Genomic DNA, 15,687 nt, shown 5'->3' with positions numbered 1-15,687 from the left:
TCGCTTTGCCTTACGCCCTTGATTCTATTGGCTGGAGAAAGATTTTTCGAATAGGGGATGAAACCTTCTCATACAACTGGTTGAGTTGGTTTACACAAAATTCTTGACAGACCCGAGTGGCAGTTATAGCATGTGTAAACAAGCTTCTTCATTGGATCTATGCCATTTTAAAAAGTAAACAATCTTTCCTTGATTTAGCCTAATTCTCAAAAAAGATCAACAAAAGAAAAGCCTTCCACTAAGTTTCTGGAAGGATATTTGGCATGCGCATCTTTAGTATATCATCGGATTTCAAGGAATTTAGAGATAAATATTGACAAGATATTAGCTGGTTTTAGCATAATAAAGTTACCGCGGCTTTGTACTTTTTTGGTATTTCATAAAAGCTGTAATACTGTCTGAACCGCCAAGAAATATTCCTATAACACTAGCTACTATAATAGTAAGTATCAACATCAACCATCCATTAAAAGCCAATAAAATTCCGGCTTGATGTAATAGGTAAAATAAACCAGCCAAAATATTTTGACCTAACATTAACAGAATTACATAACCTGTCCACTTATTGCCTTTGTAAAATAAGTATGCTGCTATGACAACTATTGCCAAGTAAAGGAGTTGCTTCAGTACATTCTCTAACGTATTGGTCAGAGTAAAATAAACAATATTGAGTATTTCTACAATAAGAACAATAAAGATTATTGACCTTACCAAGTTCCTTCCTCTTTTGATTTGTTCACCATCAAAATACTCCATGATTTTACACTTCACTTTCTCAAAGTCAATGGATAACTCCAATCAAGACAAGTATGCCTCTTTTATAATCATTCTATTACCAGGAACCGTTATTGTTTTAAACTGCCCGTTAGGTTAACAAAAGAAGCTGCCTCACAAGGCAGCTCTGGTTCTTACTGTTATGCAACTATTGTCCCCGTTAGTGTAACCGTTCACCTTAAAAATTCAGAAGCTATTCCAAACGCTAATCCTAATAAGAATAGAACACAAAGCAAAATTAACTTTTTACTCCACTTTCGCACAAATTCATCTGGGATATTTTGTAACGGCTTCAACTTTTTAATTTCTTTTTTGAGACGATACAACAGGTAAAGACAGAAAAGCAAAAAGACAATGGCTACTAGCCAGAAGAGTATTCTCCATTCCATACTTACACCTCAAACCTTCAGGTTGTAACGAATTAATCTACCCAAATGTCACAAAATTATTCATAAGAGTAATCTGCCCGTTAGCTTAACTCAACTGCCAGTCTACAACTTTATTATTCAGTCTATAAATACTATATTATTTAGTCTAAAACTTTATTATCTCTGGACAGGTTGTTCTATTCGCTCAAAGATCTGCTTGAATCTGAATCCTACCACTTCATCTTACGATCTTATTGAAATCGATTTCCGATTGACTGATTGATTACTAATCTGTACGAATATCGGTCTTTTCACATCACTCCACCTTACAATTTAATCAATCCTTTCTGTAGGGCCAATATCTTAATTGGGTTTGAAGTAATTTCATCAAAGTTTCTTTAGGGATGATTGGAGATTAGTCTAGCATTTTTCAATGAAAATAAAGCAATTCTGTAGTTCTTTATTACAATTATTAAGAACTACATGTTAATCTCGTATGAGCTTCGAAATCTAATTGGACAATAAAAAAGGTATTCATAAGCAAAAAAATACGGGACTAACCCCTGTCGCAATGGAAAGCACAGGTGTTTTTTGGAAGCCAATCGTCAATTTAACGGATACAGAGTCAATTGAATTTTGGTGGTTACTGCTACTCATATGAAAGCAGTCCATCTAGAAAAAACAAAAAAACTACTCTCCAAATACATCTTGTATGCACATGAAATTCGCCCTACCAAGTTACAGAGCTTGATTACCATATTTGGTTGACAACCATTTTATTCAAAGTTTCAAAAAAGAGCATTAGCGGTTTAAGCTAATACTCTTTTTTCAATTACCAACTATATTTATCACTTACCAACTTTATATTTCAAAAACAATTGGAACAATTATCTTAGCAAAAATGCAATTTTACTCACCCTTTATGATAAATCACCCAAGGTATTATTATAATTAAGCAAACTTTTTAAAGGCAATAGCAGAACGGAATATTTATATGAAATATAGCATAAATATTCCGTTCTGTATTTTTATACACCTTATCGAATAATCCGTAAAATTATCATTTTTCGTGAGCCAAATTTTGCATCAGTAACGGCAAGTTTGGCAGCTTTCGTGATTCATCACATTTATGATCAATCACACTTCAAAATACCTGATCAACTGCACTTCGAATACCCACAACTCGTGCACGTCTTGCACCCCTCTGCCGGCATCAGTGTTGCCGAACCGCACGACGGGCACAAATCCGGGGAATCAAGCGAGGTGTATTCATCCTCGTAGTCACTCGCATGATGGCTTTCGCTAAGTGCGGGAGCGGTCGGATGTGCCGCTGCTGCTACGGATTGGCTTTCATCTTCGCCGTCGAGATGCATTTCCAGCGCCTTGGCCACAGCATCAGGGATCGACTCAACGCGATTCGCACCGAATCCGACAGCACCCGAACCGCCGATGCCCTTCAAGTGCTTGATCAACAAGCGCGCTTTGTTGCCATCCGGCAGCTCACCAAAGCGCAGGAACAGCGTAGATACGCGGCCAAGGGCCTCCGACATCGCGAACACGTCACTTCCTGCCTTGCCGACGTTGACGATCACTTCAAACGGCGCCTTATCGACATCGTTCACGGTGATGTACGCTTTCCCTAACGGGGTTTTCATTTTATATGTTGCGCCGCTTAGCTTCATCGGGCGCTTGTTGTAGTTTTTGGCGACTTTGACAGCTGGCGGCACTTGCTTGTCCGCTTGCGGTTCCGCTTTTTCTGCTTTGCCGTTTGCTTTTTCCTTGTCATCGGACACACTTAGCACCTGTACGTCGCGGCTGCCGTCACGGTAAATGGTAACGCCTTTGCAGCCTAAATCAAACGCCAGATTGTACAGGTTCATCGTGTCTTCCACAGTAAAGTCATGCGGCGCATTGGCTGTTTTGCTGATGGACGAATCGATCCAACGCTGAATCGCAGCCTGAACACGAACGTGGTCCTCAGCGGACAGGCTCATCGATGTCACGAAGTACTCCGGTAGCTCCTCGCCCGGATGCTCTTCCAGCCACGCCTTGGCAATCGGAACATATTGTTTGTCCATACCCAACCGGCTTTGGCGGAAATATTCAAAGGCGTAGAACGGCTCGATACCTGTAGACGTGCCGACCATGGTTCCTGTCGAACCAGTTGGCGCCTGCGTCAGCAAGGTTACGTTACGGATCCCTTTTTCATAAATGGAATGGCGCACTTCGTCGTCAAACTGCTTCATGAAGCCGCTCATCAGGAATTTGTCGCGGTCAAATTGCGGGAAGCTACCTTTTTCAGCAGCGATCTCCGCCGATGCCAAATACGCTTCACGTGCAATGAAATGATACAATTTATCTAGAAATTCCAGTGATTCCGGGCTTCCGTAGCGAATTTTGAGATCGATCATCAGCTCGGCCAAGCCCATGGAGCCCAAGCCAACACGACGCTCACCTTGCTGGTTTTTCTCATTTTCTTCAAAGTGATATGGTGTAGCATCGATTACGTTGTCAAGGAAGCGTACGGAATGTCGCACGGCCGTCGCCAGCTCATCCCACGCCACATCGCCGTCCTTGGAAAACTTGGACAGGTTGAGCGCCGACAGATTGCAGACGCCCCACGCCGGCAGCCCTTGCTCGCCGCACGGATTCGTGCAAATGATCGGGTTGAAATACCAGCTGTTGGACATGTCGTTGTAATGCTCAAGGAATACGACACCCGGCTCCGCCGATTTCCACGCAGATTCAATAATGGTCTGCCAAACTTCACGTGCACGCACGGTTTTGTACGTAATGACCGGGAGTCCGAGCTCTTCGCGCCATTTTTTCATGTTGCCGTCCCACAGCTCGTCATAGTTTTCGACGCTTGAATCCGGGAAAACAAGCTCCCACTCCAAATCTTCTTTGACTGCTTTCATGAAGCTATTGGAAATGCAAACAGAAAGATTGGCATTCGTGACAAGACCCATCGTCTGCTTGACGGTGATGAATTCCATCAGGTCAGGGTGCCAGTCGTTAATCATGAGCATCAGGGCGCCACGCCGGGAACCGCCCTGCTCGATCAGCCCAGTCGTATAGCTGAACAGACCTCCCCACGATACCGAACCAGAAGACGAGCCGTTAACGCCGCGCACTAAGGAACGACGTGGGCGCAAGCTGGACAGGTTGATCCCTACCCCGCCGCCGCGCGACATGATTTCGGTCATTTGGGAGAGCGTATCCATGATTCCGCCGCGTGAATCCTTTGGCGATGGAATCACGTAGCAGTTGAAAAGTGTCAGTTCATCGCTCGCGCCTGCACCCGCAGCGATGCGACCTCCTGGTACCAGCTTCCAATCATCCAGAAGCGTACGGAATTTATCCGTCCATTCCGCTTGCTTTTCCGGTGTCTTTTCCACCGAGGCGATTGCTTGTGCGAGCCTGTCCCACATCGCTGAAGGAGTTGTCTCGATTGGGCGCGTCGTGCGTTCAATCGGTGCTTCCACGGTTTCGCCGCTTCGCAGCAAAATGCTTGCCTTGTTTCCTTCAAGCGCGATGACCTCACCGACTTCCTTTTGCGGAAAACGCGCGTCATCCTTGGTCAATGCGAGCACCGTATCCCCGACTTTTGTGTTTTTATAATCAAGATCCTTCATTGCATAGCGATCCAAGAAGATTTTCTCACTCAATCCTTCTAAACGTGCAGGCTCAACCGATACCGACATGCTTCTCCCTCCAACTATTGCAAGATTCTTATTTGCTTATAACTCTCTTATTTGCTATCGTTAATTCGATGATGCTAACGTTTACTACGATACCATATCTTGTTACCGTTATTCAATATCTAGTTTATATTTTGACTTTTTTGCGCATTCAATCACTACATATTGTGTTTTGTCGAAATTTATTGTTTACCCAAGGGATTGACAATCGAAAAACTCCATCACAAGTCCTCCACACCATTGATTTGTTGTGAGGACTTTTTTCGTTTTTTTCACTGACAGCTATTGTCAGCAGACTCGTGCTACTCTGGTAACAGAAGCGATTCTTACTCCGCAAATTCAAATCTGGGAGGTCATTCCTTTGAAACATGCTGCTATCGAAATGTACGACTTTCATATTTGGGCCAATCTCACAATGCTTAACTATTTACAGGAGCTGCCTGCGGGCATGTATGAGCAGGAGCTGACAAGCGTCTTTCCGACGATCTCGTCCGTGATGCCGCACATTTATGTCACCGATCGATGCTGGCTTGAGATTATGAATGGCACGAATATGAGTGAAGCGCTCGAACATTCGAACCAAATAAAAGAAGAAATCGCAAAGGCGGGCATCGCTGATTTGAAGGAGCTTTTCTCGCAATCTGCTGAAAAATACCGTGAATTTTTCGCAACACATGAAAATATGGATGCGGCAATCGTAGTTGACAATCCATATGCAGGGGTCCGCGAGAATAGTTACGCGCAAATCGTGCTGCAGGTCGTTAATCACGCGACATATCACCGCGGCAACATTACGGCGATGCTGCGCCAATTGGGCCATCCATCTACAATGACGGAGTATGCGTTGTATTGGTACACGAAATAATATGAGGCTTTTTCTCCCTCTTCCTGCCCGCAAAAAGGAGCTGGCTATCCCTTTTTCCGGAGTAACGCCATGTAAAAAAGACCTGAACTTCCACCTTGGGAAAGATTCAGGTCTTGTTAGAAAACCTGGCTACGCCATGCATTTTGGCGGAGCCGCGGTTGCACATGTACAAAAAAGAGCGTGCCATCCGGTTAATATCGGCCGTTGCTGCCCTTCTCTTCTATTTCTTAGCGACGCAAATTCCATTCGTCTGTACCGTACCGGGTGCGTGCCAGCTCGCGTGCCATTTCGGTTTCCTCACGGGTTAGTGGTTCCGTCACCAGCTGTACGCCAAGCCCTGTCGCAAAACCAATGTGGAATGCTTCAATCGCTTCTGCCAGCGAAATGTGTCGCCCGCTCACCTCGTTGATTGTCACTGCTTTTTGGCGGAAGCTTTCCATCATTCTTTCCCGTACGCGATCCGATGGGAAGTTAAGCAGCGAGAACAGCAGATCGACGTCCATATCGATCAAAATGGAGCCATGCTGCAAAATTACGCCCTTTTGCCTGGTTTGCGCGCTGCCTGCCACTTTTTTCCCTTCGACAACCAGCTCATACCAAGAAGGAGAGTCAAAACAGGCGGATGAACCCGGAGAGCTGTATTTTTCCTTTTCTTCTTCCGAGGCGAGCCACACCATTTCCGCTTTGAGTCCCAGCTGCTGAAAGCCGTGAAGAAGCCCCAGGCTGATGATTTTGTACGCTTCCGTGACACTTGACGGCATTTTGGGATGGTCCTCAGAAACGATGACGCTGTACGTCAGTTCGGCATCGTGCAAAACGGCTCGGCCACCTGTCGCTCTACGGACAAAACCGAGATTGTTGGCTTTCACCGCGTCAAAGTTGATCTCTTTCTCCGCTTTTTGAAAATAGCCGATCGACAAGGTTGCCGGGTCCCATGTATAAAACCGAACCGTTGGCGGCACTTTCCCTTCGCTGTGCGCGACCAGAATCGCCTCGTCCACTGCCATGTTCATCGCGGGCGACATCGGTTCTGTCAATACATATCGCCATTGTTCCATGCTATCGTTCCTCTCCTCTATCACACGTTTGCTTGTCCATTGTACGCCGCTTGGTGCCTCGATGCAATGATTCGGTATGTAAAAGAGAGCTGCCCTTAGCGGTGACAGCCCTCTATATTCTTATTCAGGTTGGTAACGCAGAACTGGCTTACGTGCAGCGGTCGCTTCATCCAGACGTTTGACCACAGTGGTGTGCGGTGCTTCTTGAACGACTTCCGGCGTTTCTTCGCATTCGCGCGCGATCTGCAGCATGACATCGATGAATTCATCGAGCGTCTCTTTGCTTTCGGTTTCCGTTGGCTCGATCATCAAGCACTCGTCGACGATCAATGGGAAGTAGATCGTTGGCGGATGGTAGCCGAAATCGAGCAGGCGCTTCGCGATGTCAAGCGTACGAACGCCGAGCTTCTTCTGACGGCTTCCTGACAGGACGAATTCGTGTTTGCACACGCGATCGTATGGCAGCTCATACGCTTCGGATAGGCGACGCATCATGTAGTTGGCATTCAGCACGGCATTTTGCGAAACCTGCAGCAGCCCTTCGCCGCCCATGCTACGGATGTAGCTGTATGCGCGCAGCAGGATGCCGAAGTTGCCGTTGTACCCTTTGACACGACCCATCGATTGCGGTCGGTCGGTTTCCATGTAGTACGTGCCGTCTTCGCGTTTCGCCGCGATTGGCGCTGGCAGGAACGGTTCCAAAATCTTTTTCACACCGACGGGACCTGCACCTGGTCCGCCACCGCCATGCGGGCCGGTAAATGTTTTGTGCAAATTCAAGTGAACGACGTCAAAGCCCATGTCGCCAGGGCGTGCGATCCCAAGAATCGCATTGGCGTTAGCACCATCGTAATAGAGCAGTCCGCCAGCTTCGTGCACGATGGTCGCCATTTCCACGATGTTTTCCTCGAACAGGCCCAGTGTGTTCGGGTTGGTCAGCATCAATGCCGCTGTGTCAGGACCAACAGCAGCGCGCAGCGCCTCGATGTCAACCAGACCGCGCTCATCTGACGGGATGGTTACGGTTTCCAGACCAGCGATGGTCGCGGATGCTGGGTTGGTTCCGTGTGCGGAGTTCGGCACGATTACTTTCGTGCGGTTTTCGCCTCGGCTTTCATGGTATGCGCGGATCATCATCAGACCGGTCCACTCACCTGCTGCACCTGCAGCTGGCTGCAGCGTGACAGCATCCATTCCGGTAATATCCGCGAGGTCATTTTGCAGATTGTAGAGCACTTCCAGCACACCTTGCACCGACTCGTCAGACTGGTACGGGTGGGTTTGGGCGAAGCCTGGAATGCGTGCGATATCTTCATTGATTTTCGGGTTGTATTTCATTGTGCAAGAGCCAAGCGGATAAAATCCGTTGTCGATCCCGTGATTGCGGCGGGACAGCTCAGTATAGTGGCGCACTACTTGCAGCTCCGATACTTCCGGCAGAGCCGCAGGCGTTTCGCGGATCAGGTGTGCAGGCAGCAAGCTAGCCACGTCCACCTCTGGCACATCCAGCGCAGGCAAGCTGTAACCGATGCGGCCCGGCTTGCTCATTTCGAAAATCAGTTCTTTTTGTTTGTCATTACGCACTGAGAATCGCCTCCAGTTCTTGCGCGAAAGCATCGATTTCTTGTTTGGTGCGCAGCTCTGTGACAGCGACCAGCATATGTCCAGCCAATTCCGGATAAGCCTTGCCGAGGTCATAGCCGCCGATAATTCCCGCATTGAGCAGCGCTTTGTTGACGTCTGCTACCGGCTTAGTCAGCTTGATGACGAATTCATTGAAGAATGGCGCGTTGAATACCGCTTCAACGCCCTTTGCGTTAACTAGCGTTTGTTTGGCATAATGCGATTTTTGCAGGTTCATCATCGCCATCTCTTGCACACCGACTTTACCGATTGCCGAAAGTGTGATCGATGCAGCCAACGCCAACAGCGCCTGGTTGGAGCAAATGTTGGAGGTCGCTTTTTCACGGCGAATATGTTGCTCGCGAGCTTGCAGTGTCAGCACGAAGCCGCGCTTGCCTTCTTCATCCTTGGTTTGACCAACGATACGGCCCGGCATTTTTCGCATCAGCTTGGAAGTTGTTGCGAAATATCCACAGTGTGGACCGCCGTAGGAAGACGGGATGCCAAATGGCTGCATATCCCCTACCACAATGTCTGCGCCCAATTTGCCTGGAGCTTCAAGTACGCCCAGTGCAACAGGATTGGAGGAGACGATCAAAAGTGCTCCTTTGCTGTGCACGATCTGTTCGATCGCTTTCAGATCCTCGACATTGCCGAAAAAGTTCGGATATTGCACGATAACAGCGCCTGTGCCTTCCGTGATCGCCGCTTCTAGTTGTACCAGATCAGTCAAGCCTTCAGCCGTATAGCCGGTTTCCTGCAGCTCTACGCTTTGGCCTTTCGCATAAGAAGCGAGCACCTCACGAGACTCCGGATGTACAGCTCCCGAAACCACTACGCGAGGTTTATTTGTGTGCCCTGCAGCCATCATCGCTGCTTCCGCGAGCGAGGTCGCGCCATCGTACATGGAGGAGTTAGCCACTTCCATGCCGGTCAATTCACATACCATCGTCTGGAATTCAAAAATTGCCTGCAGTTCGCCTTGGCTGATTTCCGGCTGGTACGGTGTATAAGCCGTAAAAAATTCGCCGCGCAAAAGCATGTGGTTCACGACGGTTGGAGCGTAGTGCTGGTAAACACCTGCACCGAGAAAGCTTGCATGCGTGGAGAAGTTTGCGTTTTTCTTTGCGAGTCCTTGGAAGTAGGCAACCAGTTCAGTTTCAGACAATGCTTCCGACACGTTCAGGCCGCGATTCAGGCGCACCTCTGCCGGGATATCGGAAAACAGCTCCTCATAGCTTTCGATGCCGAGTGTTTCCATCATATCGCGTTTATCTTGATCCGTTTGTGGTAGGTAACGGTGTTTCACTCAGGGCTTCCTCCTTATTTACTCCGTTTGTAGAAAGGTGAAGCGACAATTTGCGCTTTGAGGCGCTTGCCGCGGATTTCCACGTCAATTTCAGTGCCGATCGCCGCATGCTCTGCTTTGAGTAATGCAAGGCCAACGTTCTTTTTCAGTGTAGGTGATTGCGTACCGGTAGTGACTTCCCCGATTTGCGTATCACCAATGTACACAGGATAATGGGTGCGCGGGATGCCGCGGTCAATCATTTCGATCCCGACCAGCTTGCGCGGCGCGCCATTTGTTTTTTGTTCTTTCAGTACGTCATGACCGATGCTAGGAACTTCTTTGTCGACTTTGACGGCGAAACCGATTCCCGCTTCGATCGGTGTGATATCTTTCGACAGCTCTTGCCCATATAGAGGCAGCTTGGCTTCAAATCGCAAGGTGTCACGCGCGCCCAAACCGCACGGCAGCAGCCCGTCTTCTTTGCCAACCTCGAGCAGTTTATCCCACAGCTGCTCAGCATGCTCGCTCGGCAAGTAAATTTCAAAGCCATCTTCGCCGGTGTAGCCGGTGCGCGATACGAGAGCGGTGACGCCGTCTACTTCGACTTCACGGGCGAATTTGAACACGCCGATTTGCGACAGATCATAGGAAGTCAATTTTTGCAAAATTTGTTCAGCAAGAGGTCCTTGGATCGCAAGCTGCGCCACTTGTGGGGAAATGTTAACGATCTCCACGTTTTCAGTGAGGTTCTCCTGCATCCAGGCGAAGTCTTTGTCGATGTTGCCCGCATTGATCACCAGCAAGTAATGGTCATCCGCGTATTTATACACTAACAGGTCGTCGACCGTACCGCCGTCCGGATAGCACATGGCGCCGTATTGCGCCTGACCTACCGCAAGCTTGGAGACGTCGTTTGTCGTCAAGCGTTGCAAATAATAAAGCGCTCCGCTTCCTTTTACATCGACCTCGCCCATGTGTGATACATCGAACAAGCCTGCTTTCGTGCGCACCGCTTCATGCTCGGCGCCGATGCTAGAAAATTGCACAGGCAAATCCCACCCGCCAAAATCGATGGTTTTGGCTCCATACTTCGCGTACACCGGGTACAGCGGGGTGCGTTTCAAATCCGACATCCACATCTCCTCCTATGATCATCCATCTTGTTTCGAAAATAGTCAGCCTTCACAGCATCGTGCACCCGACTATTTTTCGCCTTCGCGCCGATTCGTACCACCATTTTTGCCAAAAGAAAAGACAGGGAAAGAAGACCAGGGAACAACAGAATAAACCTGCTGAATTCCCTACTCTTCCTTCTCTGTCCTTTTTACCTGAGAGTTACCTCACATGGCGGTGAGTTTCCCCTTTGGTGGCTGTAAAAGCTCTCTCCAGAGATGCGTCCGGTAGAGGTACTTTTGCCTGAGAGATTCACCGTTTCCGGCTTGCTCCTTCGGCGCCGCACTGAAGCGGTCTCTCCCTGCTACCATCATTCGCCTTTCCATATTGAATTGATACATAACTTTCCCGGCAAATCCCATACTAGAAGTACGAATCACGCTAACAAGATTATCCTACCATTTATCGCCTGACTTGAAAATAGATTTTTCAAAACAAGCGAACAAAACCTTAACATTCTTCTCGTTATTGATTATAACGTTTGTGTTTTGTTCATTTCAATAGAAATTTTCGAGTTAATCTCGGCTGGAGGTAATGACATGCCGAATATTCCCGTATCATTTGACCTATCCTGGACTGAGCCGTTTCACCAATTGCTTCGTGAGGATGGCCCTTGGAACAAATGGGAGCTGTTTCAGCTTGCGCTTGAAGCTGAGGAAGCGCTCGCCGTCGAGAGCTTTGATCAGCTGCAGTGTCTGAAGTATCTCCCGAGCCTTAAGCCGTTTCCCCATCAGCTGGCGGCAGCGGACCGAGTGCTCAACGAAATGCATGGCAGAGCGATCCTGGCCGATGAGGTGGGCCTCGGCAAAACGATCGAAGCTGGTCTGATCATGAAAGAATACATGGTTCGCGGACTGGCCAAAAAAATCTTGATCCTGGTCCCTGCCTCACTGGTCATTCAATGGACGAAAGAGCTGAACCAAAAGTTCGGAATACCGGCTGTCGCGCAAAAAAAGGAATACATGTGGCGGCAGTACGATGTCGTTGTCGCCTCCATCGATACGGCCAAGCGTGCGCCACACCGCCAGCACGTGCTCTCGATCGACTACGACATGCTGATCATCGACGAGGCTCACAAGCTTAAAAACAAACGGACACGCAACTATCAGTTCGTTAAGGAAATCAAGAAAAAATACAGCCTGCTCCTTACCGCTACTCCCGTGCAAAACGAGATGGATGAACTGTTCAACCTGGTCACGCTGCTCAAGCCAGGACACCTCGGCCATACCGGCTCGTTCGCGTCCAATTATGTCGAGGGCAAGCGGCAGGCTAAAAACAGTGAGAAGCTGCGCGGGGAAATGGAGAAAGTCATGATCCGCAACAAGCGCAGCGACGGCGGTATCCAGTTTACCCCACGTCGTGTGCAGTCGGTTCCCATCCAGCTGTCACAACAGGAAGCGGAGTTGTACCAAGGCGTAACCGATTTTGTACGCGAGCATTATCACCAAGGACTCGGCCGCTTCAACTCGCTCGCCTTGATCACCTTGCAACGCGAGGTCTGTTCCAGCCGTGAAGCGGCTTTCATGACGTTATACAATATGCACCAACGCTTGCCAGAAGAATCTCCCGAGCGGGCGCAAATTCTTGCGCTGGTCGAGATGATCAAACGGATCGAGACGCACTCCAAGGCAGCCAAAACGATCGAGCTGCTCAAGGAAATCAACGATAAAGTCATCATCTTCACGGAATACCGGGCGACGCAAAATTATTTACAAAAATATTTGAGTGAGCACGGTGTCACATCCGTCCCGTTCCGCGGCGGTTTCAAACGGTCGAAAAAAGACTGGATGACCGATCTGTTCCAAAACCGAGCACAAGTGCTGATCGCGACGGAAGCCGGCGGCGAGGGGATCAACCTGCAGTTTTGCAACCAGATCATCAACTACGACATGCCTTGGAACCCGATGCGTGTCGAACAGCGAATCGGCCGCGTGCATCGGTTGGGTCAGCAACGTGACGTCCACATCTACAATTTGTCGACGACAGGCACCATTGAGGAACATATCCTAAATCTGCTCTATGAAAAAATCGACTTGTTCGAAATGGTGATCGGCGAACTGGATGCGATCGTCACGCGAATGGCGCTGAATGACTCGCTGGAAAAAAATCTGATCGACATCATCATGGACTCTCGCTCTGAAAAAGAGATGGCACTAAAAATGGACAATATCGGACATGTGATCCGCACGTTGCGAGGCCAGGACGAGAACCAAGGCCAGCAAGCGGCAGATCTGGCTTTATCATAACCTTTGTAGGAGGCTGTGCGCTTCATGGAACAGACAACGGTTCGTCGCTATATCGAGCGTTACTTTCAGGCATTCGCCACACACGTGATGGAGTCGCATCCCGACTATCTCAGTGTGACGCTCCCCGTGGAGGTCGACAAAGATATCGGCAACAGGCCGTTTTATTGGACATGGGTGGAGAAAATGAATTTGCCTTATCAACCGCTCACGCTCACCTTCTTTTTCAATAACCAGGTTCCCCAAGGGTTACGCGGGGAACCACTTCATTTTGGTTCGGCCAGGTTGGCCCAAATCTTCCAGTCTGCGCAAAACCACGGCCGATTCGTTTGCATGTACGAGCAAACGCCGTTTTTGCAGAGCATGGCCTCCCCCCTTCGCGGCAAGCGTTCCGTCCCGCTCGTCCCATGGCTTGGGCTCAACGTGAAGATATCGTTCATCTGTGACAAAAAGAAGGATGTGCTCTGCTATTTCGGCGTTAATCTGCACCAACCGCGGCTCGTACAAGATTTTTACCCGTTCCTGAAGCGCCTTACCCTCTCCCCTAGCATTCCCGACTATCATTTTACGCTCGACCGACGTTTATCGCTGGATGATGCGGTAATACTGATGAAACAGGAGACAGAGCGGATCGTAGCCACGCACGATGCGAGCTGGGCGGAAAAAGCGCGCGAACGCTTGCAGGAAGAGATCGAGATTTTAGAGGCGTATTATGATTCGCTTTCTGAAAAAGAACGTGAGGACCAGTCGGAAGATGACGAGGAAACAAGCGCGGACGAGGCGCAGCTTGTAAGTGAGGAAGAGCAACTGCCTATGACAAGCGACGAGCGAGCAAATGACATTTTGACCAATCAAGATCGATCTCCATGCCCCCAAGACCCTGCCGTTCCGACCGGCCCTGTGCGTATCCTCGACTTTTTACGCATGAACGGCATTCAGGAGACGCCCAAAGAAGCTATCGTGCAGGAGGATTGGCAAGCAAGTTCACCAACGGAAGAAAAAGAACGGCGTATCGCCGAGCTGAAGTGGCAATATGAGCCACGAATCGAGCTGACTTTTATCAATGGCGGTATTTTTTATCTACAAAATCAGCCCCCGTTCCACCATTAGGCTGTAGAAAGATCACGAGAAAAAGTGGGAAAGCCACTGACAATTAGTAACAAATTGCGCTTACGCCAGAAGCTACAATAAGAATAAACGGTGAAGTCTTGCCAGGAGGTGCCTGATCGTTGATCAAGATTCGTCGAAACCGCATCTTTCCATGCATGCTGCTTGTCTGCATGCTCGTTTATGCCAACTTTCACTCGCCAATTCCTGCAAAAGCGGAACCATCCCATAACTGGAGCCAGCTGATGGACAAACAGGTTTCCGACTGGATTCATGAGCTTGGCGAAAAAGACCCTGCGTTCGCCGATTGGGGAAAGGCGCATACAACAATGGAGACGTTAGGAGCCGGAATGCGCCAATGGTTGGTCCACCTGAATAAAGGTAACCGTCCTGTCGGCTATCTTGTGGTCGGCGAAGTTCCTGAGAAGTCAGATGAGCCGCATTTTGCCTTGCTTGAATACGGGCTTGGCGAATATAGCCTTTTTGATCCGGCACAGGCGCCCGCTGACGAGGCGCTCGCGGTATACGACGGGTTGTCCTCCCATTGGGAATTCACAGGCGATGAAAAACAGCCACAGAGCGCCAACGCGATGACAGGGGAGCAATATCCTCCAGGCTTTGTCGATTCTGCAGCGATTTTTACCTCACTCCAAACGGACGATCTGATCAGTGATAAGCCGATCCTGTTGGAGAGCAAGTATTTTCAGCTGTCTTCCGATGAAATCGACCCTTTCTCCCGAATCGACTGGCTGACGCGTCAGGAGACGGAGCGCAATTATGATATGACAGCTTCACAGCTGCTTGAGAAAGATGAAAGCGAACGCATCGTGCTGACGACTTCACAATACGAAGGCAAGGTGCTCGCTCCTTATACAGTGGGTGCGGTTCATCTCTGGGGGAATAATGTCACGTATGTCGGGGTTTGGGACCAAGGGCTGCGCTTCCTCCCGGCTGCCTATGTCGAAAAAATCGGGCAATTCAACGAATCGGAATAAAAAAAAACAGCCGGGGATCTTCTCCCCGGCTATCTGTGTTGTGTCGGCCCTAACCGCTTGTTCACTTCATGAAACACTTCATTCGCGCTCAAACCTTCGGCACTGATCACCGGCGCGCCAGTGATCGTTTTGCTTTCATCTCCCAATACGTTTAAATCCTGGCCCGTAATCACAACAGCGTCAACCGTCTGCTGCCAGTTGCCCAACTGCACGACATCGTATCCGTTGTCTCGCAGCATTTTGCTAATATGGCTCAGCGATTGTTCCACAGCAACTTTCGGCATGCTCTACCTCCTGAATTACTGTCTTATCGGCCGCGCATAAAAATCATTTTGATCGCCATCGGGATTACGCCAAACCACCGGGAAGACCAGGTTTCACGCACAACTGCAGGTTTTCTGCGTTCTGCTTGCGGTGTTTCTACGTATTGGACAAACAGCTTGGTCAAATACTTGAGGTACTCTTGAAACGACATGGTACCGCCTCCTC

The 15,687-nt window shown here is 49.0% G+C and carries 12 protein-coding genes and 2 riboswitches; of the genes, 4 read left to right on the top strand and 8 right to left on the bottom strand.

The genetic code is table 11. The features are described 5' to 3' along the window. Window positions 1-348: 348 nt before the first annotated feature. Complete coding sequence (locus EDM56_RS29815) at window positions 349-756, bottom strand: hypothetical protein (protein ID WP_148040433.1); 408 nt, start codon at window positions 754-756, stop codon at window positions 349-351. A 1,543-nt stretch (window positions 757-2,299) separates the two neighbouring features. Then, on the bottom strand, window positions 2,300-4,846 hold the full coding sequence (locus EDM56_RS29800) for an adenosylcobalamin-dependent ribonucleoside-diphosphate reductase (RefSeq protein WP_122921556.1): 2,547 nt from the start codon (window positions 4,844-4,846) through the stop codon (window positions 2,300-2,302). 358 nt (window positions 4,847-5,204) lie between these two features. Between EDM56_RS29800 and EDM56_RS29795 the strand changes: the two genes are divergently transcribed. Continuing rightward, window positions 5,205-5,708 (top strand): DinB family protein, encoded by a 504-nt coding sequence (locus tag EDM56_RS29795; RefSeq protein WP_246009590.1) that lies wholly within the window; start codon window positions 5,205-5,207, stop codon window positions 5,706-5,708. A gap of 227 nt (window positions 5,709-5,935) precedes the next feature. On the opposite strand, the gene EDM56_RS29790 is transcribed toward EDM56_RS29795, so the two are convergent. From EDM56_RS29790 to gcvT, 4 genes are all read right to left on the bottom strand, one after another. Continuing rightward, on the bottom strand, window positions 5,936-6,766 hold the full coding sequence (locus EDM56_RS29790; protein ID WP_122921555.1) for a lipoate--protein ligase family protein: 831 nt from the start codon (window positions 6,764-6,766) through the stop codon (window positions 5,936-5,938). Between the two features lie 120 nt (window positions 6,767-6,886). Beyond that, window positions 6,887-8,350, bottom strand: a complete 1,464-nt coding sequence (gene gcvPB / locus EDM56_RS29785) for an aminomethyl-transferring glycine dehydrogenase subunit GcvPB (protein WP_122921554.1) — start codon at window positions 8,348-8,350, stop codon at window positions 6,887-6,889. Continuing rightward, window positions 8,343-9,698, bottom strand: coding sequence for an aminomethyl-transferring glycine dehydrogenase subunit GcvPA (gcvPA, locus tag EDM56_RS29780; RefSeq protein WP_122921553.1), 1,356 nt, complete (start codon window positions 9,696-9,698; stop codon window positions 8,343-8,345). The genes gcvPB and gcvPA overlap by 8 nt, the downstream gene beginning before the upstream one ends. 14 nt (window positions 9,699-9,712) lie before the next feature. Further along, a complete protein-coding gene (gcvT, locus tag EDM56_RS29775) occupies window positions 9,713-10,813 on the bottom strand; it encodes a glycine cleavage system aminomethyltransferase GcvT (protein WP_122921552.1) in 1,101 nt (366 codons plus the stop codon). Window positions 10,814-10,985: 172 nt separating this feature from the next. Further along, a riboswitch (glycine riboswitch) is annotated at window positions 10,986-11,074 on the bottom strand. Continuing rightward, window positions 11,075-11,167: riboswitch (glycine riboswitch) on the bottom strand. 225 nt (window positions 11,168-11,392) lie between these two features. Between gcvT and EDM56_RS29770 the strand changes: the two genes are divergently transcribed. The 3 genes from EDM56_RS29770 (at window position 11,393) to EDM56_RS29760 (ending at window position 15,198) form a co-directional block, all read left to right on the top strand. Next, window positions 11,393-13,099 (top strand): DEAD/DEAH box helicase, encoded by a 1,707-nt coding sequence (locus tag EDM56_RS29770; RefSeq protein WP_122921551.1) that lies wholly within the window; start codon window positions 11,393-11,395, stop codon window positions 13,097-13,099. 24 nt (window positions 13,100-13,123) lie between these two features. Further along, entirely contained in the window at window positions 13,124-14,206 is a 1,083-nt protein-coding gene (locus tag EDM56_RS29765; RefSeq protein ID WP_122921550.1) for a YqhG family protein, read from the top strand. A gap of 119 nt (window positions 14,207-14,325) precedes the next feature. Further along, window positions 14,326-15,198: a hypothetical protein gene (locus tag EDM56_RS29760; protein ID WP_122921549.1), complete on the top strand. Its 873-nt coding sequence runs from the start codon at window positions 14,326-14,328 to the stop codon at window positions 15,196-15,198. 29 nt (window positions 15,199-15,227) lie between these two features. Here the strand turns inward: EDM56_RS29760 and EDM56_RS29755 are convergent, their stop codons facing one another. Then, the gene (locus EDM56_RS29755; RefSeq protein ID WP_122921548.1) at window positions 15,228-15,482 is read right to left on the bottom strand and encodes a YkuS family protein; all 255 of its coding nucleotides are present in this window, start codon (window positions 15,480-15,482) and stop codon (window positions 15,228-15,230) included. Window positions 15,483-15,505: 23 nt separating this feature from the next. Then, the gene (locus EDM56_RS29750; protein ID WP_122921547.1) at window positions 15,506-15,673 is read right to left on the bottom strand and encodes a YqzE family protein; all 168 of its coding nucleotides are present in this window, start codon (window positions 15,671-15,673) and stop codon (window positions 15,506-15,508) included. Between the last annotated feature and the right edge of the window lie 14 nt (window positions 15,674-15,687).

Source organism: Brevibacillus fluminis (assembly GCF_003710825.1).
GTDB lineage: Bacteria > Bacillota > Bacilli > Brevibacillales > Brevibacillaceae > Brevibacillus_D > Brevibacillus_D fluminis.
This window is presented reverse-complemented; position numbering and strand designations above follow the sequence as displayed.

Coding starts and splice junctions, on each gene's coding strand:
- EDM56_RS29765 (WP_122921550.1), top strand. CDS start 13,124: ATGGAACAGACAACGGTTCGTCGCTATATCGAGCGTTACTTTCAGGCA.
- EDM56_RS29755 (WP_122921548.1), bottom strand. CDS start 15,482: ATGCCGAAAGTTGCTGTGGAACAATCGCTGAGCCATATTAGCAAAATG.
- gcvT (WP_122921552.1), bottom strand. CDS start 10,813: ATGTCGGATTTGAAACGCACCCCGCTGTACCCGGTGTACGCGAAGTAT.
- EDM56_RS29800 (WP_122921556.1), bottom strand. CDS start 4,846: ATGTCGGTATCGGTTGAGCCTGCACGTTTAGAAGGATTGAGTGAGAAA.
- EDM56_RS29750 (WP_122921547.1), bottom strand. CDS start 15,673: ATGTCGTTTCAAGAGTACCTCAAGTATTTGACCAAGCTGTTTGTCCAA.
- EDM56_RS29790 (WP_122921555.1), bottom strand. CDS start 6,766: ATGGAACAATGGCGATATGTATTGACAGAACCGATGTCGCCCGCGATG.
- EDM56_RS29815 (WP_148040433.1), bottom strand. CDS start 756: ATGGAGTATTTTGATGGTGAACAAATCAAAAGAGGAAGGAACTTGGTA.
- EDM56_RS29770 (WP_122921551.1), top strand. CDS start 11,393: ATGCCGAATATTCCCGTATCATTTGACCTATCCTGGACTGAGCCGTTT.